At 36.4% G+C, this 22,190-nt stretch carries 15 protein-coding genes; 8 read left to right on the top strand and 7 right to left on the bottom strand.

Features of this window, described 5'->3' with window-relative positions; all coding sequences use genetic code 11:
* The first annotated feature begins 29 nt into the window (after positions 1 to 29).
* Both AC1DVP_RS03895 and AC1DVP_RS03900 read left to right on the top strand, forming a co-directional pair.
* The gene (locus AC1DVP_RS03895; RefSeq protein WP_100433747.1) at positions 30 to 491 is read left to right on the top strand and encodes an Lrp/AsnC family transcriptional regulator; all 462 of its coding nucleotides are present in this window, start codon (positions 30 to 32) and stop codon (positions 489 to 491) included.
* A 273-nt stretch (positions 492 to 764) separates the two neighbouring features.
* Positions 765 to 2,102 carry a deoxyguanosinetriphosphate triphosphohydrolase gene (locus tag AC1DVP_RS03900; protein ID WP_477182241.1) on the top strand — a complete coding sequence of 446 codons (1,338 nt, stop codon included), beginning with the start codon at positions 765 to 767 and terminating at the stop codon, positions 2,100 to 2,102.
* 69 nt (positions 2,103 to 2,171) lie between these two features.
* Here the strand turns inward: AC1DVP_RS03900 and AC1DVP_RS03905 are convergent, their stop codons facing one another.
* Together AC1DVP_RS03905 and AC1DVP_RS03910 are read right to left on the bottom strand one after the other, a co-directional pair.
* The gene (locus AC1DVP_RS03905; RefSeq protein ID WP_477182242.1) at positions 2,172 to 3,185 is read right to left on the bottom strand and encodes a DUF3078 domain-containing protein; all 1,014 of its coding nucleotides are present in this window, start codon (positions 3,183 to 3,185) and stop codon (positions 2,172 to 2,174) included.
* A gap of 39 nt (positions 3,186 to 3,224) precedes the next feature.
* A complete protein-coding gene (locus tag AC1DVP_RS03910; RefSeq protein ID WP_477182243.1) occupies positions 3,225 to 5,006 on the bottom strand; it encodes a 1-deoxy-D-xylulose-5-phosphate synthase in 1,782 nt (593 codons plus the stop codon).
* Between the two features lie 38 nt (positions 5,007 to 5,044).
* Here AC1DVP_RS03910 and AC1DVP_RS03915 point away from each other — a divergent pair, with 38 nt between their 5' ends.
* From AC1DVP_RS03915 to pbpC, 3 genes are all read left to right on the top strand, one after another.
* On the top strand, positions 5,045 to 5,488 hold the full coding sequence (locus tag AC1DVP_RS03915; RefSeq protein WP_477182244.1) for a nucleoside deaminase: 444 nt from the start codon (positions 5,045 to 5,047) through the stop codon (positions 5,486 to 5,488).
* 224 nt (positions 5,489 to 5,712) lie between these two features.
* A complete protein-coding gene (locus AC1DVP_RS03920) occupies positions 5,713 to 11,376 on the top strand; it encodes an alpha-2-macroglobulin family protein (protein WP_477182245.1) in 5,664 nt (1,887 codons plus the stop codon).
* Positions 11,377 to 11,717: 341 nt separating this feature from the next.
* A complete protein-coding gene (gene pbpC / locus AC1DVP_RS03925; protein WP_477182246.1) occupies positions 11,718 to 14,093 on the top strand; it encodes a penicillin-binding protein 1C in 2,376 nt (791 codons plus the stop codon).
* A gap of 4 nt (positions 14,094 to 14,097) precedes the next feature.
* On the opposite strand, the gene AC1DVP_RS03930 is transcribed toward pbpC, so the two are convergent.
* From AC1DVP_RS03930 to AC1DVP_RS03950, 5 genes are all read right to left on the bottom strand, one after another.
* Positions 14,098 to 15,627: an ArnT family glycosyltransferase gene (locus AC1DVP_RS03930; RefSeq protein ID WP_477182247.1), complete on the bottom strand. Its 1,530-nt coding sequence runs from the start codon at positions 15,625 to 15,627 to the stop codon at positions 14,098 to 14,100.
* The gene (locus AC1DVP_RS03935) at positions 15,627 to 16,004 is read right to left on the bottom strand and encodes a GtrA family protein (RefSeq protein ID WP_477182248.1); all 378 of its coding nucleotides are present in this window, start codon (positions 16,002 to 16,004) and stop codon (positions 15,627 to 15,629) included. The genes AC1DVP_RS03930 and AC1DVP_RS03935 overlap by 1 nt, the downstream gene beginning before the upstream one ends.
* The gene (locus AC1DVP_RS03940; protein WP_477182249.1) at positions 15,991 to 16,713 is read right to left on the bottom strand and encodes a phosphatase PAP2 family protein; all 723 of its coding nucleotides are present in this window, start codon (positions 16,711 to 16,713) and stop codon (positions 15,991 to 15,993) included. The genes AC1DVP_RS03935 and AC1DVP_RS03940 overlap by 14 nt, the downstream gene beginning before the upstream one ends.
* Positions 16,714 to 16,954: 241 nt before the next feature.
* Complete coding sequence (locus AC1DVP_RS03945) at positions 16,955 to 18,499, bottom strand: Rne/Rng family ribonuclease (RefSeq protein ID WP_477182250.1); 1,545 nt, start codon at positions 18,497 to 18,499, stop codon at positions 16,955 to 16,957.
* A 389-nt stretch (positions 18,500 to 18,888) separates the two neighbouring features.
* Positions 18,889 to 19,224: an HU family DNA-binding protein gene (locus AC1DVP_RS03950; protein ID WP_255410990.1), complete on the bottom strand. Its 336-nt coding sequence runs from the start codon at positions 19,222 to 19,224 to the stop codon at positions 18,889 to 18,891.
* A gap of 87 nt (positions 19,225 to 19,311) precedes the next feature.
* On the opposite strand from AC1DVP_RS03950, the gene mutY reads away from it, so the two are divergent.
* The 3 genes from mutY (at position 19,312) to AC1DVP_RS03965 (ending at position 22,176) form a co-directional block, all read left to right on the top strand.
* Positions 19,312 to 20,349 carry an A/G-specific adenine glycosylase gene (gene mutY / locus AC1DVP_RS03955; RefSeq protein ID WP_477182251.1) on the top strand — a complete coding sequence of 346 codons (1,038 nt, stop codon included), beginning with the start codon at positions 19,312 to 19,314 and terminating at the stop codon, positions 20,347 to 20,349.
* A 108-nt stretch (positions 20,350 to 20,457) separates the two neighbouring features.
* Positions 20,458 to 21,627: a hypothetical protein gene (locus tag AC1DVP_RS03960; protein WP_477182252.1), complete on the top strand. Its 1,170-nt coding sequence runs from the start codon at positions 20,458 to 20,460 to the stop codon at positions 21,625 to 21,627.
* 108 nt (positions 21,628 to 21,735) lie between these two features.
* Positions 21,736 to 22,176, top strand: coding sequence for a single-stranded DNA-binding protein (locus AC1DVP_RS03965; RefSeq protein ID WP_477182253.1), 441 nt, complete (start codon positions 21,736 to 21,738; stop codon positions 22,174 to 22,176).
* Positions 22,177 to 22,190: the final 14 nt, after the last annotated feature.

Consider the following 22,190-nt stretch of genomic DNA (forward strand, 5'->3'; position numbering starts at 1 on the left):
ATATTTCCACTTTAACCGTAAAAAAAACTATGGACAATATTGACAGTATCGATTTACAAATCTTAAAACACCTGCAAGAGGACTCTAATATTAATATAAAAGAGCTGGCCAGTAAATTATTCCTCACGGTGACTCCCGTTTACGAGCGCATAAAAAGACTGGAACGTGATGGTTACATAATGAAGTATGTAGCTTTGCTGGACAAGAAAAAATTGAATCTAGGAATGACCGTTTTTTGTAATGTCCGGTTGAAAGAGCACGCCAAAAATGTGGGAAGCAATTTTGTGAAAGACATCGTGGCACTTCCAGAAATTATTGAATGCTATAACATTGCGGGTGATTATGATTTTATGCTAAAAATTTTGGTTGAAGATATGTCCAGTTATCAGGATTTTGTGATGAATAAACTCTCGACTATCGAGAATATTGGGAACACTCAAAGCGTCTTTGTTATGGGCGAAATCAAGCACAGCACGGCATTGGCGATTTGATGAAATATAAATAATCTGGGCGTGACCCCATTAGAAAAGGGGCTTACATATATATCGCTTATACAGCCCCTTTCCTCAATGGCGTCGGGCTATCCATGCTACTTCGGTAGCTTATTCCTATCCCTCACGCGAGCAACTAACTGCCTTGTAAAGTAATTTAGTTAGATGAAAATCTTAAAATAAAATGTATTTTTGGTTCTTTTAGATCCAAAATCAAAATCCGTTACACGAGCGATAGCGAACTGGCGAAGCAATCTATAATCAAAAAGCACAATGAACTGGGAACAATTATTATCACTAAAAAGGCAAGGAGACAAAGGGAAAAGATTAAGGATCGAGCAAGATGACACCCGTTTAGGTTTCGAAGTGGATTATGACCGAATCATATTCTCCTCCGCTTTTAGAAGTCTGCAGGACAAAACGCAGGTGATTCCGCTTTCAAAGACCGATTTTGTACATACCCGATTGACACATAGTTTGGAGGTTTCGGTAGTTGGACGCTCATTGGGCAGATTGGTAGGAAAAAAAATCATCGAAAAATATCCGCATTTAAAAGAAGTTCACGGTTATCAAATGAACGATTTTGGGGCTATTGTGGCGGCGGCATCTTTGGCTCATGATATTGGAAATCCGCCTTTTGGTCACTCTGGCGAAAAAGCTATCGGTGAATATTTTTCAATCGGAAAAGGGGTGAAGTATAAAGACCAATTGACAGCCAAAGAATGGCAGGATTTAATTGATTTTGAAGGGAATGCCAATGGATTTTCGGTTTTGAACAGTTCACGTCCTGGAGTTGATGGCGGAATTAGGCTTTCCTATGCAACATTGGGAGCTTTTATGAAATACCCTAAAGAAAGTCTGCCTAAAAAGCCAACAAAAAATATCGCCGATAAAAAATATGGTTTTTTTCAAACAGACAAGACATTTTTTCAAGAAGTCGCTTCCGAAATGGGAATGATTCCCAATAAAAAAGGAGATGATATCGGTTTTGAAAGACATCCTCTTGCTTATCTTGTAGAAGCTGCCGATGATATATGTTACACCATAATAGACTTTGAAGACGGAATTAATTTAGGTTTAGTCTCTGAAGATTTTGCTTTGGAATATTTAATCAAATTGGTAAAAGACAGCATCGATACTTCCAAGTACAAGACATTAGAAACCAAAGAAGACAGAATTAGTTATTTGCGTGCATTGGCTATTGGCAGTTTAATCAATGACGCTGTAAAAGTCTTTGTCGAAAACGAAGAGGCTATTATGAAAGGAGAATTTCCTTTTGCCTTAACCGATAAAAGCAAATACAAAGCCCAGATGGATGATATTATCAAGATTAGCGTCAAGAACATCTATCAAAGCCGGGAAGTGGTGGAAAAAGAGATTGTAGGATATCAGATAATACAAACCTTACTGGATAAATTTATAACCGCTTTCAATAATAAATGTGATGGGGAAATGTCCAATTATGATAATCTTATCCTGAAAATGTTGCCCGAAAAGCATCAGTTATCCAAAGAAAATTTATATGAAAGATTACTTCATATTTGTCATTTTGTTTCCATGCTGACAGATGGGAATGCTTTGTTGTTTTACAGAACAATCAGTGCGTATTAGCTCTTTTCTGCAGTAAATTTTTCAATAAAAATATAAAAGAGGGTCAAAAACAGACTCTCTTTTAATATTTTAAAAAGCATATTCAACTCCAACTCCCAAGACTTGTTTTAATTGTACTTTGGCGCCTTCGTTAATTTTGACTCCGTTTTCTTCTTTGATAACGTCGATGTCTTCATCATAAACTAAATTGAAGCCAACGTTTGCTTTTACATACTGATTGACTTTCAAATAAGAATAGCATTGCCAATCAACATCAATGTTGCCAAAATTATGTAAATAGTCGGTGTATAAAATTAAACGGTTTTTTAATACAATATTGGTGAATATTTCTTTTTCAATATAGGATGTAATTAAGATACCAAGTTCTGTTTTTGATCTTTCACCTTCAGTAATTAAATTTCCATCAGCGTCATAAACTGCTTTTTTTACGCCATAAGCACCTGAGTTAGCTAATGTTTGGTCAAGTACCATTGTGCTTTTTAGGGTTAAAGGAGATAAATATAAATTAAAATTTGCAGGTTTGTAAATGTACTCAGATCCAACCCCCAAAAAGATGTAAGCAGGTGCAAATGGCTTCGAAATAGGATCTTCGGTATTAGGATATTTATATCCGTTCGTAAATTGAGTATTGAAGTTTAATTTAGCTGAATGATACCAATTTGATGAAGAATTTGTCCTGAAGCCATAAGTAGAGTTGATTTTGAAAGCGTCATCCGTTTTTCTGAGTTCAATGCCCTCTTGTTTGTTTAAACCATATCTAACAATGAGTTCGTTTGACCAAACCTGATAATCGTCTTTATAATCATATTTAAGATCACCTCTAACGAGTCCTGTTATTGCACTTGTTCCCCCAGCACTCCAATTTACAAAGGCAATCTCTGAAACGTCAACGCCTAGAACGTTTTTATGTTTCCAGTAGGTAATTGTATCTGGCTTAGCAGTTACAATAACATTTGAAATCTTGTTGTCGGTTTTTTTTACAACAGCTGTGTCGGCTACACTTGTGATTATTTTAATTTGTGAGAAACTACAAATAGAAAAAAATAAAAATAAGACTATAAAATATTTAGCTAAAGAAGTCATAATAAGATTGAGGTATTTTGGAGTGCAAAATAATTAATTTCAACAACTTGAGAAAATTATTTCTAAACTATCAACGGAAATTCCTGAATATTGTTGCAGCGCATCAATAGATCCCTGTTCAATAAATACATCTGGAATTCCTAAAAGCTTTATTTTGGAAGCATAGTTATTGACTGCTGCAAATTCTAAAATAGCGCTTCCGAATCCTCCTTTGATTACGCCATCTTCTATAGTAATTATAGCTTCAAATTGGTTAAAAATAGTGTGCAGTTCTTTTTCATTCAGCGGTTTTACAAATGGGAAATCATAATGGGCAAAATTTTCCGGATGCTGTATTTTGGCTAGAGCCAATGTTACATTATTGCCAATTGCACCGGTAGACAAAACAGCTGTTTTGGACCCGTTTTTGAGCAGTTTTGCTTTTCCGATGTCTATGGTTTCATATTTGCCAAAACAAGATGTTTCCCAATCGTTAATCACACCTCGTCCGCGTGGATAGCGAATCGCAATAGGATGGTTTAATCCCAATTGGGCAGTATATAAAATGTTTTGCAGTTCAATCTCATTCAAAGGAGCATAAACGATCATGTTTGGAATACAGCGTAAGTATGCCAAATCAAAAACACCGTGATGCGTGGCGCCATCTTCGCCAACCAAACCAGCTCTGTCCAAACAAAAAATGACAGGTAAATTTTGTAAGGCTACATCATGAATAACTTGATCGTAAGCCCGCTGTAAAAAAGTGGAGTAAATATTGCAATATACAATCATTCCCTGCGTAGCCATTCCAGCGGACAAAGTCACTGCATGCTGTTCGGCAATTCCCACGTCAAAAGCGCGTTTTGGAAAGGCATCCATCATAAATTTAAGAGAGCTGCCAGAAGGCATTGCCGGAGTGATTCCAACAATTTTTTCGTTCTTTTTGGCTAAATCCAATATGGTCAATCCAAAAACATCCTGGTATTTTGGAGGCAAATGTTCTTCTTGTTTTGGAATGATTTCGCCAGTTACGGCATCAAATTTACCGGGTGCATGGTATTTTACCTGATTTTCCTCTGCCTGTTGCAGGCCTTTGCCTTTGGTGGTAATGAGGTGTAAAAATTTTGGTCCTTTTATTTTTTGCAGACGCTTCAATTCTTTTATTACTGCAAAAAGATCATTGCCGTCAATTGGTCCTGAATAATCGAAATTCAGTGACCGAATCATATTATTCTGTTTTGGATTTTTCCCTTCTTTTACGGAAGTGAGATATTTTTTGAGTGCGCCAACGCTTGGGTCAATTCCAATGGCATTGTCATTAAGGATTACCAATAAATTAGCATCGGTAACTCCGGCATGATTCAGGCCTTCAAAAGCCATTCCCGAGGCTATTGAGGCATCGCCGATTATGGCAATGTGCTGTTTTTCGAAATCACCTTTCAAATTTGAAGCAATCGCCATTCCCAGCGCTGCCGAAATAGAAGTAGATGAGTGGCCTACGCCAAAAGTATCATAAATGCTTTCGCTTCTTTTAGGAAAACCGGAAATACCGCCCAATTGACGGTTGGTATGAAAAATAGTTCTTCTTTCGGTCAAAATTTTATGTCCGTAGGCTTGATGTCCCACGTCCCAAACCAATAAATCTTCGGGGGTGTTAAAAACATAATGCAACGCAATCGTGAGTTCCACCACGCCAAGACTGGCTCCAAGATGACCTTCTTTAGTAGCAACAATATTGATGATAAAATCACGTAATTCTTGTGCTAATTGCGGAAGTTGTTCTTCGTCGAGCTGGCGTAAATCGGCAGGATTGTTGATATGTTCAAGTAAATTATTAGGCATAAAGCAAATGTACGAATTGAATTCTTATTTTTGCAACTATGATAAATCCTTTCACCGACGAGTACTTCATGAAAAAAGCTTTGCAGGAAGCTGAAATGGCTTTTGATAAAGGAGAAATTCCTGTGGGAGCCGTTATTGTGGTCAATAATACCGTCATTGCCAGAAGCCATAATTTAACCGAATTGCTCAATGATGTTACTGCCCACGCTGAAATGCAGGCCATTACTGCGGCTGCCAATTACCTTGGAGGGAAATATCTGAAAGACTGCACGCTATATGTTACGCTGGAACCTTGCCAAATGTGTGCCGGCGCTTTGTACTGGAGCCAGATTACTAAAATTGTTTATGGCGCCAGCGATGAACATCGCGGTTTTATGAAAATGGGAACTCAGCTGCATCCCAAAACCATTGTTGTTCGCGGAGTTATGGCTAATGAAGCTTCGGAGCTGATGAAACGTTTTTTTGCTGAGAGAAGGAAATAGACTTATTGACCTGAAAAGTCCTAGCCCAGATAGCAATGGATAGCAAGAAAAAGATCCTAAAAATTGCTTTCTAAAAGTATTTTACCTCCAAAGAATTTTCTTCTTAAAAAAATAAATTAAATACTATACTTTTACTACAATATATTGTGAGCTTTTGCAGTTATGGACTTGACTGTGAAATGTTGCTATAATTATAATTTGTAACCCATTAACTCTAGATAAAAGTGAAAACAAAAGGATTAATTTATGTGTTTTGTGTGTTTTTTTTGTTTCAGGCGTGTGGCAGAAAATCAGCCTCCGATTTTAATTCCGATTTTTCATTATTCAAAGAGTATATAGTCAGTTTTACTGGGGGAATAGTCTCGGCACAATCTGATATTCGTGTGGTTTTGGCTTTCGATAACAACAATTGGAAAGTCAATCAGGTTTTGGACGATGATTTGTTTGATATTTCTCCAAGTGTCAACGGTAAAGTGGTTGCGCTTTCGAATAATACTATCGCTTTTATCCCCGAAAAAAAGCTGGAGTCTGGTACCGAATATCAAGTGACTTTACATTTGGATAAATTAAAACCAAAAGTGGCGGAAAAAGACAAGGAACTTTCCAGTTTTAATTTCACTGTAAAAACTATCAAACAGGATTTTGTCGTGAACACGCTTGATGTTCAGTCCTACAGCAAAGAGTATCAATATTTGAATTGTGTGCTGAAAACGGCAGACAATATCGATTTTGAAACTGCTAAAAAATTGATTGAAGCCGAACATAACGGAAATGATTTGAAAATTATTTTCGAAAAATCGAATGCAGTTGGGAAAGAGTTTAAATTTAGAATTGACAGCATTCAGCGATTAGACTCTAAGAGTAATCTTGAGATTGCATATAATGGAAACGATTACGATATTGATCAAAAAGGAACTATCGATTTTCCAATTACGGCATTGAATGAGTTTAAGGTTATTAAGACCGAAATGCAGGAAGGGAACAATCAGTCGTTATCTATTAACTTTTCTGAACCATTAGAAAAAGGACAGGATTTTAAAGGATTGGTTGCGATTCAAAACACCAGTAATTTAAAGTTTTCTACCCAAGGAAATGTGTTAAAGGTTTATTTTAATAATGATAAAGCCGTTGAAAAACCAGTAGAAGTAACTCCAGAACCAGTTGCAGAAGTAATAGCTTCTGATTCTACGGCTGTGGCTGTCGATACAGCTTCGGTTGAAGAACCAGAAGAAGTGGTAGAAGCAGTCGAGCCTGTTGTTGTTTCTCAAAAACTAACGGGTGAATTATTATTGGAGGTTTTTCAAGGTATCGAAAGTGAATACGGCAAAAAGCTAAATGAAAATTACTCAGAAAAAATTTCATTTGATGAAATAAAACCTAATGTTCGTTTTATCAAAAATGGAACGATTCTGCCAAGTTCGAGTAATTTAAAACTCAATTTTGAAGCAGTAAATCTAAGTGCGGTTGATGTAAAAGTGTATAAAATTTACAAAAACAACATTCTTCAATTTCTGCAGGACAATGAGCTGAACGGCACCCGAAATTTGAAAAGAGTAGGACAGCCTGTTGCCAAATCAACTCTTTATCTCAATGAAAACAACTTGGTCAATACAAGTAAATGGAACACTTTTGCCTTGGATTTATCCAAAATTATTACTCCGGAACCAGGTGCCATTTACAGAGTGGAGTTCTCGTATAAAAAAGCCTATTCTTTATACAAATGCGAATCTTCAACAGCTGATGATAGTGAAAATGATGAGGAAGAAGAAGTGGATGAAAAGGATGTGAATTATAGTCAAAATGCATACGATGAGTATTATTATGAGGATTATGAATGGAGAGAAAGCCAAGATCCCTGCTCGAGTTCGTATTATTACAATGCTAAAATCGGAACTAATATTTTGGCTTCGGATGTTGGGGTAATTGCCAAAAGAGGAGAGAATAAATCGTATTTATTTGCCGTAAACAATATCATTACAACCGAACCTATTTCGAACGCAAGAGTAGATTTGTACAGTTTTCAACAGCAAAAACTGGCTACTGGAACGACTAGCAGTGAAGGGATTGCGAGTTTTCAGCTGGATACCTTTGCTTATTTTGCGATTGTGACTTACGGGACGCAATCAACTTATGTAAGACTTGATGATGGGAATTCATTATCGGTCAGTAATTTTAATGTAGCTGGCGAAACTTTGCAAAAAGGACTCAAAGGATTTATATATGGGGAACGCGGGGTTTGGCGACCTGGCGATAATTTGTATTTGTCCTTTATTTTGAATGATGCCTCGAATAAAATACCATTAGGACATCCTATAAAATTCCGATTGAGTGATCCAAACGGAAAAGTGACATATCAAACGGTTCAAAAATCGAATGAGTGGAATCACTATGCTTTTACTGTACCGACAGAAGCAGACGCGCCTACCGGAAATTGGGAAGCGATGGTCAGCGTTGGCGGAGCGAAGTTTTATAAAAGCATCAAAATTGAAACCATCAAACCGAATCGTTTAAAAATCAAAAATACTTTCAAGAGAGCGGTACTTTCTTCTTCGTATCCAAATACGAGTAATCTTGAGGTGACTTGGCTTCACGGGGCTGTTGCCAAAAATTTGAACGTTGAAATGCAGGCTAAATTTTCGCAACAGGCTACGACTTTCAAAAATTATGAAAAATATGTTTTTGATGATATGGTTCGAAAATTCAGCACCGAAGAAGTTACTGTTTTCTCAGGAAAATTAGATGCGAATGGGAAAGCGAATGCAACGATAGATCCAAAAATACAAGGAGAAGCACCAGGGATGCTGAAGGCTTCGTTCATTACAAAAGTGTATGAAGAAGGAGGCGACTTTAGCACTGATGTTATTTCGACTACTTATTCTCCATATAACACCTACGTTGGCCTGAAATCGCCAGAACCCAACAAATACGGTATGCTCGAAACTCGCAAAGTGAACCAATTTGATGTAGTCACAGTTGATGAAAACGGCATACCAAGGTCAGTTAAAAATCTGGAAGTAAAAGTCTATAAAGTGGAATGGCGCTGGTGGTGGGATGCTTCGAGCGATAATTTATCTAATTATAATTCGGATGATGCGACGACTTCGTATAAAACCTTTAGAATAAATACTGATGCAAGAGGGAAAGGAAACGTGCGATTTGCTCTAACTGATGAAGAATGGGGACGGTATATGATTCGGGTTTCAGACGAGGTTGGCGGGCACGCAACGGCATTGACGGTAAATATCGATTGGCCAATTTGGTCCGGAAAAACTAAAAACACCGATGCCTCAACGGCGAATATGCTGGTTTTTTCTACTGATAAAGAAAAGTATGCCGTTGGCGAAAATGCCCAAATCTCTTTCCCATCGAGTGAAGGGGGTAGAGCTTTTATTTCTATCGAAAATGGTTCAAAAGTTGTGCAAACCCTTTGGGCAAAGACCCAAAAAGGAGAAACCAAAGTGACCATCCCGATTACAGCTTCTATGGCACCGAACGTGTATTTTAATATTACATTGTTGCAACCGCATGCATCAACTAAGAACGATTTGCCAATCCGAATGTATGGAATTGTGCCGATTGAAGTGGTTGACAAAAACACGATTCTTATTCCCAAATTGGTGATGCCAGACGTGTTGCGCCCGGAACAGTCTTTTGTCTTAAAAGTGAGTGAACAATCAGGAAAAGCAATGACTTATACAATCGCTATCGTAGATGAAGGATTGTTGGATTTAACTCGTTTCAAAGCGCCAAACGCTTGGGACAGTTTTTATGTTCGCGAAGCTTTGGGCGTAAAAACTTGGGATATTTATGATGATGTGATTGGGGCGTATGGTGGAAAAGTGAATCAGATTTTCAGTATTGGGGGAGATCAGGATTTGGGTGGTGGAAAAGCCAAAAAGGCAAATCGTTTCAAACCGGTTGTGATTTATCTGGGGCCTTTTAAATTAGAAAAAGGACAAACCAAAACCCATCAGGTGAAATTGCCAAAATATATTGGTTCTGTAAAAACAATGATTGTGGCCGGTGATGCGACTACAAGTGCTTATGGAAGTGTTGAAAAAGCAACTCCTGTCCGCAGTCCTTTGATGGTATTGGCTTCGTTGCCTAGAAAAATTTCTCCATCCGAAAAAGTGACGATTCCGGTTACCGTTTTTGCAATGGAAAAAAACATCAAAAATGTTACAGTTCAGATTAAGACGAACAACGGATTAAAAGTTATTGGAAGTGCTGTTCAAAAATTATCATTCGTACAGCCTGATGAGAAAATGGCTTATTTTAATTTAGCTGTGGGCTCAGTTACGGGAATTGGAAAAGTTCAGATTGTAGCAACTTCGGGCAAGGAAAAATCAGTGTATGATGTGGAAATCGATATGACCAATCCGAATCCGGTTACCAATACGTTTACCGATGTGATTTTGGAACCGAACAGTTCTAAAACTATTTCGTGGAAACCATTTGGTGTTTCGGGAAGCAATAAGGCAAAACTGGAGATTTCATCGATGCCAACCATTAATTTAAATGGGCGATTACAGTATTTGATCCAGTATCCGCATGGTTGTGTGGAGCAAACGACTTCGTCTGTTTTTCCTCAATTGTATCTGAATGATATTGCCGATTTGGATGCCAATCGCAAAGATTTGATTCAGAAAAATGTTACCGCAGGAATTACCCGACTCGGAGGTTTTCAATTGTCGAACGGAGGAATAACCTATTGGCAAGGCGGAACCATTGCTGACGATTGGGGTACTTCTTATGCTGGGCATTTTATGATTGAAGCAGAGAAAAAAGGATACTTTTTGCCTATCAACTTTAAAACAAAATGGATTTCGTACCAACAAAAAGAAGCCAAACAGTGGCGATTTATGCCGAGTTACGGAAATGATTTTGCGCAATCCTATCGCTTATACACTTTGGCTTTGGCAGGAGTTCCCGATTTGTCTTCAATGAACAGATTGCGTGAGACGAAAGGCATTTCTAACGAAAGTAAATTGCGTTTGGCTGTGGCTTATGTATTGGCTGGACAAAAATCAGCAGGTCAGACATTATTTCTGAACAGCAAAATAGAAGACGATTCCAATTACAATTATTACTATTATGGCTCTGTTGATAGAAATCGAGCGATGGCTTTAGAAACATTATTATTGCTTGGGCAAAAGCAAAAAGCATTTGCAATGGCAGTAAAACTGGCTAAAAATATGTCAAGTGACCAATGGATGAGTACGCAGACTACAGCTTATTGTTTGTATGCAATGGCTAAGTTTTCCGTGAGCAATGGTGTTAAAGGAATCGATGTTCAGTTTACCAAAGACGGAAAAACACAGGTGGTTAAAACGATGAAAACAATCGCCGACAGAAGTTTGACTGTCAAAATGGGTTCGAATAGCGTGACTTTGAAAAATAATAGAAAAAACAGATTGTTTGTTCGTGTACTGAATACAGGAATTCTTCCTATTGGTCAGGAAAAAGCGATTCAGAGTAATGTTTCGGCTTCTATTGTTTTCAAAAACAGAAAAGGCGGAGTTATTAATGTGTCTACAATTAATCAGGGAACAGAGTTTGTTGCTGAGGTAACCGTTCGAAACCTGAGAAATGAGCATGTAGAAAATGTAGCGTTGTCACAGATTTTACCTTCCGGTTTCGAAATCGTAAATACCCGTTTCACGGATTATGGAGATGCAACCAACAATATTGCCGATTATATTGATATTCGCGATGACAGAACTAATTTCTATTTTGGTTTGAAATCTGGAGAAGTAAAAATCTTTAGAATATTGCTGAATGCCTCTTATTTAGGTACCTATTATTTACCAGGACTGCAATGCGAAGCGATGTATGATAATACGTTTTTGGCAAGGACTAAAGGATTTTGGGTTCAGGTGGTGAAGTAGAAACACCGTTGAATTTTTGGCCACGAATGCCACGGATGGAACGGATTTTACACCGATTGAGATAAAAAATCTGTGAGAATCTGCGAAATCTGCGTAAAAATATAGCCCACGGATTACACGGATAGAACGGATTTTACACAGATTTGAATGATTGTTATGTATAAAAGTCTGCGTGAAAATATAGCTCGCAGACTGCGCAGACTTTCGCAGATAAATCAATGTATTTAGAAAGAATAGAATCCGTGCATATCCGTTCTATCCGTGTAATCTGTGGCTAATAATATAATCATTTGCGAATTTTGCGTATAACTTTGCGACCCTTGCGGTTAAATAAAATAGCTTTGAAAAACAAACTAATAGCGTTCCTGCAACGCATCATCAATTGGATAAAACAACATAAAATAAAATCATCAGTAGCCTTTTTGCTGTTGGTGGTTTATTATTTTTCGTTGCCATGGACTTTGTTTCAAGAACCCTATTCTACTGTGATTGAAAGCAAAGAAGGTGAATTGCTTGGAGCAAAAATAGCTCTTGACGGACAATGGCGATTTCCAGCGCAAGACAGCGTTCCGGATAAATTCAAGAAATGTATTGTCTATTTTGAAGATGAGTATTTCTATAAACACCTCGGATTCAACCCTGTGGCTATGGTTAATGCTTTTCAGCAAAACAGAAAAGCAGGGAAAGTTGTTCGTGGCGGAAGTACGTTGACCCAGCAAGTTATTCGTTTGTCAAGAAACGGCAAAGGACGAACTTATTTTGAGAAAATAGTCGAACTTATTCTTGCCACCCGATTGGAGTTGGGCTATTCTAAAAACGAAATTTTGGAATTGTATGCTTCACACGCACCTTTTGGAGGAAATGTGGTGGGGCTCGAAATGGCCTCTTGGAGGTATTTTGGCGTGCAGTCCCATCAATTATCTTGGGCAGAAAGCGCTACTTTGGCTGTTTTGCCGAATGCGCCCAGTTTGATTTATCCGGGGAAAAACCAAATAAAATTATTAAGTAAGCGCAATCGGCTTTTGCTAAAATTAAATCAGGAAGGAATAATCGACAAGCAAACTTACGAGCTGTCCATTGATGAACCTTTGCCTCAAAAACCGTACGACCTGCCTCAAATTGCGCCTCATTTATTGCAGCGAGTAGCCAAGAATCAGCCGGGGACAAGGGTGAAAACGACAATTGAAATTGGACTGCAAAACAGGGTCAATCAAATTGCGAAGTATTATTATAATCAGTACAGGCAAAATGAAGTTCATAATTTGGCTATTCTGGTTATTGATGTGTCCAATAGAAACGTGTTGAGTTATGTAGGCAATTCACCTACGGATGGCAACCACCAAAAAGATGTGGATATTATCGATGCGCCAAGAAGCACAGGAAGCATTCTGAAACCACTTTTATATGGCGCGATGCTCGACGATGGAGAATTATTGCCCAATACGCTAGTGGCAGATATTCCAACACAGATTTCAGGCTATACACCTCAAAATTTCAACTTAACATTCGATGGAGCGGTTCCAGCGCATCGGGCATTATCACGTTCTTTGAATATTCCGGCTGTATTGATGCTGCAGGATTTTGGCGTGAATAAATTTTATGAAGAATTACAGCGATTTAAATTGCGGGATATTTCAAAACCACCCGATCATTACGGTTTGTCGCTTATTTTGGGTGGCGCGGAGAGCAATTTATGGGATTTGTGCCGAACCTACGCCGGTTTGTCCTCAACTTTGAATTATTTCAATAAAAATCAAGGGCAATACAGAGCCAACGAATTTGCCGAATTAAATTATGATGATAATTTTCAAATTGATTTTGGAGACGAAACTAAACAAAAAAATATTTTAGGAGCAGGTTCGATTTGGCAGACTTATAATGCAATGGAACAAGTTAATCGCCCCGAAGGAGACGAAGCTTGGAAGTTTTATGACAGCTCGCTCAAAATTGCTTGGAAAACGGGAACCAGTTTTGGGAATCGCGATGCTTGGGCCATTGGTACAAATGCGCGTTATGTAGTGGGAGTTTGGGTAGGAAATGCCACGGGCGAGGGCAGACCAACATTGACTGGGGTTACCAGCGCGGCACCGATTTTGTTTGATGTTTTTAATTTGTTGCCGAGACAACGATGGTTCGATACACCTTATAAAGATTTAGATGAGGTTGACGTTTGCAGTTTGAGCGGTCATTTGGCCAAAGAAGGCTGTCCAACGATAAAACAATGGGTTCCCAAAAAAGGGAAAAACTCCTCTGTTTGCCCGTATCATAAAACGGTGCATTTGGATAAATCACAGCAATTTCAAGTCAACAGCAGTTGCGAAAATATAGGCAGCATAGTGACAAAAAATTGGTTTGTACTGCCTCCCGTAATGGCTTGGTATTACAAAAGCCAGCATATCGAGTATCTGCCGTTGCCTCCGTTTCGGAATGATTGTATGGGAACGCAAACGGCGACAATGGATTTTATTTATCCCAAAACCAACAGCAAAATTTATCTGACTAAAGATTTCAATAGTGAAGTACAGCCTGTGATTCTCAAAGTGGCGCATTCGCAACGCGAAAGCAAACTGTTTTGGTATGTGGATAATGTGTACAAAGGCAGTACTAAAACATTTCACGAAATGCCTATTTCAACAACGACAGGGTTTCACTACATCACCGTGGTCGATGAATTTGGAAACGAAATCCGAAGAAAAATTGAGATTGTGAAGGAATAGATTTTTATTTGCCAGTATAATCCTGAAGTAAATAAACCAGCATATTTCTGGCAGGTTTTTTATTTCTAAATTGCTTAATAATTATTGGCGAATTAATTTTTTTAAAGCTCTTTTTGTACAATTCTTTTGGATCGCTGAAACTATTTGAAACAGTTATAAAATAGGCATCGTCTCCAATTTTGAGTTGTTTTCGATAGGTGTTCAGCCAAGAGTAAGTATGAATGTCTTCTAATTTACCTAAAGCTATAAAGTCTAAACCCAGAGGCTGTGCAATATAATTGTCAATGTGCGCTCCCGGAAACCATTTGTTGTTTAGGATAAAAGCAGTTTTTGTTTTTCCTGATCGAATGTCATTATCACGTACATTTTTAAATCCAATTTTGAATGAGTTCCAATTGTACATATCAAGTGTAAAGTCTTTTTTGCCTAAACATTTTTCATCTTTGTTTCCAATTGTTCCTGGGTAGAAATTTATGATTAGAATTCCTGAAAGTGCAATTGTAAAAATCAATGCACAAGAGGAATATACTAGATTTTTTAATATAGAATTAGTGTTTTTCTCTATTTCATCTGAAATGCAGCAAGAAGTAAGTATCAATAAAGTAACAAAAGCTGGACCAGACCAATGAGGAAGAGTATCTCTGAATATGGAAATAAAGAGCAGTAAAATAATTAGAGGTAAGCTCAAGAAAAGCAACAATCTCTTTACGGATTTTGCAATGTTGACTTTGTTTTTCCAAACGGCAATTAAAGAGCAAGTAATCAAAAAATAATTAATAGGATTGTTGTAAAAAACACCTCCAAGAAATTCTCTAAAAAAGCTAGAAGGGTTAATTCCTCTGCTAATTGTGATTCTTTGACTGTGATAGGTATAGGTAATGAAATGATTTTCGATGTTCCAAATTATGATAGGTGAAATGATTACTAACGTGGTTAGAACTGCTATATAAAAAGAGCTATTCCGTAATAAATCTCTTTTGTAGCATAAAATATATAATACAAAACCTGCCCATAAAAAGATTCCGTGAATTTTACTCATAATGGATAATCCGCTGAACAAACCGAATAAAATAAGAGAATAATTTAGCTTTTTTTGATTGGTTTGCTCTGAAACAATTTGAATTAAAAAGTAAACACTAATCAGCCAAAAAAATAATTGAGGAGAATCGGGTAAAATAAAAACACTGGCAATGATGCTGGAATATATGGAAGCTGTGAAAAGTAAAGAGGCAATTAAACCAGCCTTTTTATTTTTTATTCCTTTGCAGATATAATAAATTAAATAGGTATTAATTGCTCCAAAAATAATTGCTCCAAAACGAACAAAAAGTTCATTGGTGAAATAAAGATTTAAAGTAGTTAGCCGAATCAATAAGGCGACCATTGGCGGATGATCAAAATAGTTCCATTGCAGATGCTGTGCATACGTAAGGTAATAGACTTCATCGTTGCCTAAACCAATGGATAAGGCAATAATACACCGAACAAGCGTCGCTATAGTTATGATTAAAACTAATTGTTGTTTTTCTTTCATTATAATTTAAAGGTATACAATGAGTTTGCTGTAAAATTCCATAAGAAAACAATTATTGTCACGATTGCTTTGCAAACATAAAAATTGATTTTCGTATTCTTTTGAAGTATGTAAAGAAAAGAGGTGTTCAATAAAAAGCCAATAATTGAAATAATCAAAAAGCTTAAAAATTGAGTAGCCAGATGATTGTCATTGTTGTGAAAAGTAAAATATTTATTCAAAAAATAGTTGTTTACAACGCCAAATAAAAAACCAAATGAATTGGAAAGATATTTATTGAGTAATAATTTTTCCTTACAGATCCATGTTATAGAGAAATCAATTGCAAGTCCAGAAAAACCCACTAGTCCAAACTTAAAAAATTTAATAAGATCCATTTGTGTTTGGTTTATGCTGCGTTTTGAAATTATGCATCGCTAAATTAAACTGCCTTGTAATTTGGATAGCTGTTTTTTTGATTTTGAATTTGTTTTTGCGGTACCATAAAATACTGAAAGTACCAGATAAAACACCTAATATCGCTCCAGCCAGAACATCAATAAGAAAATGATGTGCCAAATAAATACGGGAATATCCTATTGCTGCTGCAAATAATAATGAAAAAGCCCAAATATGCCGTTTTTTGAAATAATTTGTAAAGACAGTGACCATTGCAAATGCTGAAGCGGTATGACCAGAAGGAAAACTGCGAAACCCTATTCTGCAATTTGAAAAAGTATCTAAATAATAGGCGTAATGATGAGATTCGAAATATACACTGGGTCTGGGAGATGTGACAAAATGCTTTATGATTTGAGATAAAATTCCAGAGCTTAAATAACCAATCAATAAAAGCACTCCTAGTTCTCTATGTTTTTTAAAAGAAACCATAATAATAACAAATAGTATTAAGGTAAAAAGACCATCACCGCAAAAAGTAATGTTCTGAAAAAAGACTGTTAATACAGTTGAATGGAAGCTATTCATAAACATGAAACCGTCAGCTCTTGAATAGATTGATAAAAAATAGCCACAAGCGGTAATTAAGAGTAAACTACTGCAGTAAAAAAAGCTGTTCTTGTTTATTATTTCTAAAAGTCTTTTCATCTTCATAAAAAATTAATAACGGCAAAAATAGACTCTTGTTGTTTTTAGCTGTTGAAAATGAGATTATTAAAGTTCGATGAAATTGTAAACATATTGTAAAGGAGTTCAGTGAACTTTTTTGCAGCGGATAGCTGGATTAAGCCTCAAAAAAAATATTCAGAAAAAAGCACAAAAAAACCGCCTGCTCGAGGCTGCTAAGCCTAACAGGCTGAAAGCAATCTTACGAAAGGCGGTTTTTGTTTTATTCTTTGATAACATTTCCTTTTTTGTCGTAGAAATGATATTCTAAATACGTGTAAGCGTCACGTGGTATGATTTTTATCCATTTTTTGTGTTCAAAAAACCATTTTGAACGCAAAGATGGAAAACCTTTACTGAGGTATGCAGCCACAAACGGATGTACATTAAGCACTACTTTGTTGTGGGTTTTTAAAATTCTTTCCAGATCAGAAGCAATTTTGTCAATGATTAATATTGGCGCTTCTATTTCGCCATGTTCATTGTTTGGATCTTCTTCTCTAGTTTTAATGTTAACTTCTGGTCTTACGCGTTGTCTGGTAATCTGGACTAGCCCAAATTTACTCGGTGGTAAGATTTTGTGTTTCGCTTTATCGTCGCTCATTTCTTCCCTCAAGAAGTCGAACAAGACTTTACGATTTTCAGGATTCGACATATCGATAAAATCAACTACGATGATTCCGCCCATGTCACGAAGACGTAATTGTCTCGCTATTTCGGCGGCTGCAATCATATTGACTTCCATGGCTGTGTCCTCTTGGTTGGTGGCTTTGTTAGAACGGTTACCGCTGTTTACATCAATAACATGCAACGCTTCGGTGTGTTCTATAATAAGGTAAGCCCCTTTACTCATGGAAACTGTTTTTCCAAATGAAGTCTTGATTTGTCTCTCTATATTGTATTTCTCAAAAATTGGAGTGTCTTTAGACTGATAGAACTTAACAATTGATTGTTTGGATGGTGCAATTTCCTGCAGATAATCCTTTGTTTGGTGGTACAACTCTTCATCATCAATCTGAATACCGCTAAAGGTATCATTAAATACATCTCTTAATATCGAAGATGCTCTGTTGAGCTCTCCTAATATTTTGGATGGATGATGAGCAGTTGGTAATTTTTTACACATTGCATTCCATCTGCTGAGCAGGTTTTGCAAATCTTTTTCTAATTCTACTGTGCTTTTGCCTTCGGCTACTGTGCGAACAATAACGCCAAATCCTTTTGGTTTGACTGATTGTACAAGACGTTTCAAACGTTCCTTTTCTTTTTTGTCTTCTATTTTTTGTGAAATAGAAACTCTGTCAGAAAACGGAACCAAAACAATAAATCTTCCGGCCAGAGAAAGCTCTGCGCTTAATCTTGGGCCTTTTGTCGATATTGGTTCTTTGACAACTTGTACCAAAACAGACTGATTGGCGCTGATTACGTCTGTAATCGTCCCGTTCTTGTCTATCTCTTTTTCAAACTGAAAGTTTTTAAGGGAGAAATCTTTTATTTTACCTGCGCTTACAAGTTTTATGAATTTCAGTTGGGAAGCTAAGTTAGGCCCTAAATCGTGATAATGTAAAAAGGCATCTTTTTCGAAGCCAACATTTACAAAAGCGGCGTTAAGTCCAGCAACAGGTTTTCTTATTTTGGCAATAAAAATATCGCCTACTTGAAAGTTGCTTTTCTCTTCTTCCTTGTGCAATTCAATTAGTTTTCCATCTTTTAATAAGGCAAAATCTACATAGTCAGAACTAGATCGAATGATTAATTCTTTATTCATTTGTAAATTTTTATCCGAACTTATTGGTTGTCGGTTGTCGGTTGTCGGTTGTTGGAAAATCCGTCAACTATCAACTATCAACCATCAACTTTTCAGCAAGGATGGATTAAACAATAAATTTAACAGGTATTGTACCCGGGGAAAAGAAGATTAATAGAGAATGGATTAAAGAAAATAGGCTTTTCGCGTCTATCCTTTATTTTCTTATCTCTTTCATCTTTTTTCGATTTCAATGAACTTAAAAAAAGAAAAAAGTAGTTTAAAACTACTTTTTCTTTTTGTGACGGTTAGCTCTCGCTCTTTTTTTGCGTTTGTGCGTTGCTACCTTATGTCTCTTTCTTTTTTTACCACTTGGCATATCTAATAGATTTTATAATTAATTAATAGTGTTATTTTGCTTCGTTGTTCACTTTTACACCTTCAACAAAAACTTTCGCAGGTTTGAATGCAGGAATGTTGTGTGCCGGAATTTTGATAGTGGTATTTTTGGAAATATTTCTTCCAGTTTTTTCAGCTCTTGTTTTAACGATAAAACTACCGAAACCTCTTAGGTAAACATTGTCACCAGTCTCTAGTGAGTTTTTTACTTCGTTCATAAAAGTCTCTACGGTTGCTTGTACATCCCCTTTTTCAAGACCTAATTTTTCTGAAATCTTCGCTACGATATCTGCTTTCGTCATTTTCTTCCTTTTTATTATGTTGTAATAATTTTTTTGAGTTTGCAAATATATGAATTTAAAAAACAATAAATCAACCTAATTCGTTAAATTTTAATTACATAAACAATTACTTTTGTTTTCTAAATTTTTACAATGATTTTTTCTAAAACACTAATTAAGTGGTATTTGCAAAACAAACGGGATTTGCCTTGGCGAAAAACAACCAATCCATACCCGATTTGGCTCTCCGAAATTATGCTGCAGCAAACAAGAGTGGCGCAAGGAATGCCTTATTTTTTTGCTTTTACAGAGGCTTTTCCGACTGTTCTTGATTTGGCAAACGCCAATGAAGAGCAGGTCTTGAAACTTTGGCAGGGATTAGGGTATTATTCCCGTGCCCGCAATCTGCATAAAACAGCACAAATAGTTGCTCATGAAATGGAGGGTGTTTTTCCTGATAATTATAAAGACTTATTAAAACTAAAAGGTATTGGAGAATATACCGCCGCCGCAATTGCATCCTTCTCCTATAATGAATGCGTTCCTGTGGTCGACGGAAATGTATTCCGGGTGCTTTCGCGGTATTTTGACATAGAAACCGATATTGCTCAGGCTTCCGCCAAAAAAGAATTTGCTTCTTTGGCTTTCGAACTGATGCCAAAAGATAATCCGGCACAATTCAACCAAGCTATAATGGAATTTGGTGCCCTGCAGTGCGTCCCAAAAAATCCAAATTGTAACGAATGTGTCTTTAATGCCAGCTGTGCCGCTCTGCAAAAAAAGAAAGTACACCAGTTGCCCGTAAAATCCAAGAAAATTAAAGTCCGAAATCGTTACTTTAATTATATAGTAGCTAATGATGATTTGGAGAACACCATTATCCAGAAACGCACTAGCAAAGGAATTTGGCACAATTTATATGAGTTTCCTTTACTCGAAACTGATAAAGCAGAAGATTTTGAAACTGTGGCTCAACAAATCAGCCTGAATTTTTTTCAAGAAAATAAAATGGTAAGCCTGTTGGAATATAATGAAGAAAGCATCATTCATAAATTATCGCATCAGCATCTGCATATCAAGTTTTGGAAAGCCAAACTAAAAGGCACAATCGTAAACGGCATTGACTTAGAAACGGCTAAAACATTTCCATTTCCAATAGTGATCCATAATTTTATAGAAGAGAAATTATAAAATGGGTTTGGGTTGTCACAAAAAACAATTGGTTATGTGAAATAAAAACCAAACCCCTTTGCTTCTTAAGTAGGATATTTCTATCTTTCAGTCATAAAAAAATTCACGTTGAAAAAAATTATCATTCTGTTAAGCTTACATTTTGGATTGCTATCATTCGCACAAACCAATTCTTTAATTGTTCCTGCAAATGTCGTTTTGCCAAAAGACACTTTAATTGCTAATCATCTTCTGAAATCCTTAAACGGTTTTTTGAATCAGAAAGAAAGTCCAAATAAGGAAAATGTTTTTGTACTGAAAGAAGATCTGCTGGAAACTTCTATCCTTCTGGATGAAATGAAAGGAATAGAGAAAAACGTTAAATTCAAAGATGATAATTTTTACAAAGGTTATTTGACCAATGTTGTGCAAATTGATAAAAGCAATTTCATAATTCAGCTTTCTTATTTAGGCATGAACGAAAACATGCCTATTTTGAATGCCAGTTTTGAAATTTTGGTCAAATATGTTGAAGATAAATTCTATTTCTTATCTCCTTTGAAGCGCAACACTCTTTCTTGGCAAACCAAAAAAATAGGAAACTGTACTTTTCATTTCAAAAAAGAGCTAAATACGAAAGTGGCTTCTGAATATGTAAAGGATATTGCTTTTTTTGACAAAAAACTAAATGCACCGCAAGACAATATCGTTTGGTACGGATGTAATGATATGCCAGAATTGCTGCAAACTATTGGAGTGCTGTATAAATTAGAATACAATGGACGGTCCGTTAGTACTTTTAATGCGAATGAAAACAAAACCACTTTATTGGTTAATGGAACGTATAATTCCAGTTTCAATAGTTTTGACCCGCACGATCTTTGGCATGAGCGAACCCGAAATGCCATTCCGAAAAACATGATCAACAAACCAGTTGATGAAGGCTGTGCTTACCTTTACGGTGGAAGTTGGGGAATCAGCTGGTCTCAAATTCTGAAAACATTCAAAGAAAAAGTAGCTTCCAATCCAAAATCAGATTGGCTTAGTCTGTACGATGGTTATTATAATTTTGGCGAAAGCAAAGAAAAACATTTAATAGTAAGTTATTTGATTAACGCTTTGATCGTTGAAAAAGTCGAAAAAGAAAAAGGATTTCCTGCTGTTATCGAATTGCTCAGCTGTGGCAAATACGAAAAAGGCAATGATAATTATTTTAAAGTATTGGAGAAATTAACTGGAATCAATAAGACAAATTTTAATGAACAAGTATGGGGGTTAATTAAAAAAAGTGGGAAGTAACATAATAAACCATTTTTATTGGAAAGATTTTGTTTGCCAATGATTTAAAAGCCTAATAAAAGCAGTTTTCAAAAAAAAATGTACCTTTGATAGAAATACCACCAAATCATGAACGGAACATTAAATAAAGTGATGCTTATAGGTCATCTTGGCGATGATGTCAAAATGCATTATTTTGAAGGAGGAAACTGCATCGGAAGATTTCAATTGGCGACCAATGAAGTCTACGTCAATAAAACTACCAACGAGAAAATTGTTTCTACTGAATGGCATAATTTAGTTGTACGTAACAAAGCCGCCGAAATTTGCGAAAAGTATCTTTCGAAAGGAGATAAGATTTACGTGGAGGGCCGGATAAAATCGCGACAATGGCAAGCCGAAGACGGTTCGACCAAACATACAATGGAAATTCAGGTGACAGAATTCACTTTTTTGACTACCAAAAAAGATACGGAAAGTAATAAAACATTAAATTCTTCTGAATCTTCAAAAAAAACTAACTTTGATTCTCAGAATAACAATTTGCCAATCAATGACTTGCCGTTTTAATTGTTTAATTAATT

It is taken from the genome of Flavobacterium sp. P3_A6 (assembly GCF_056403035.1).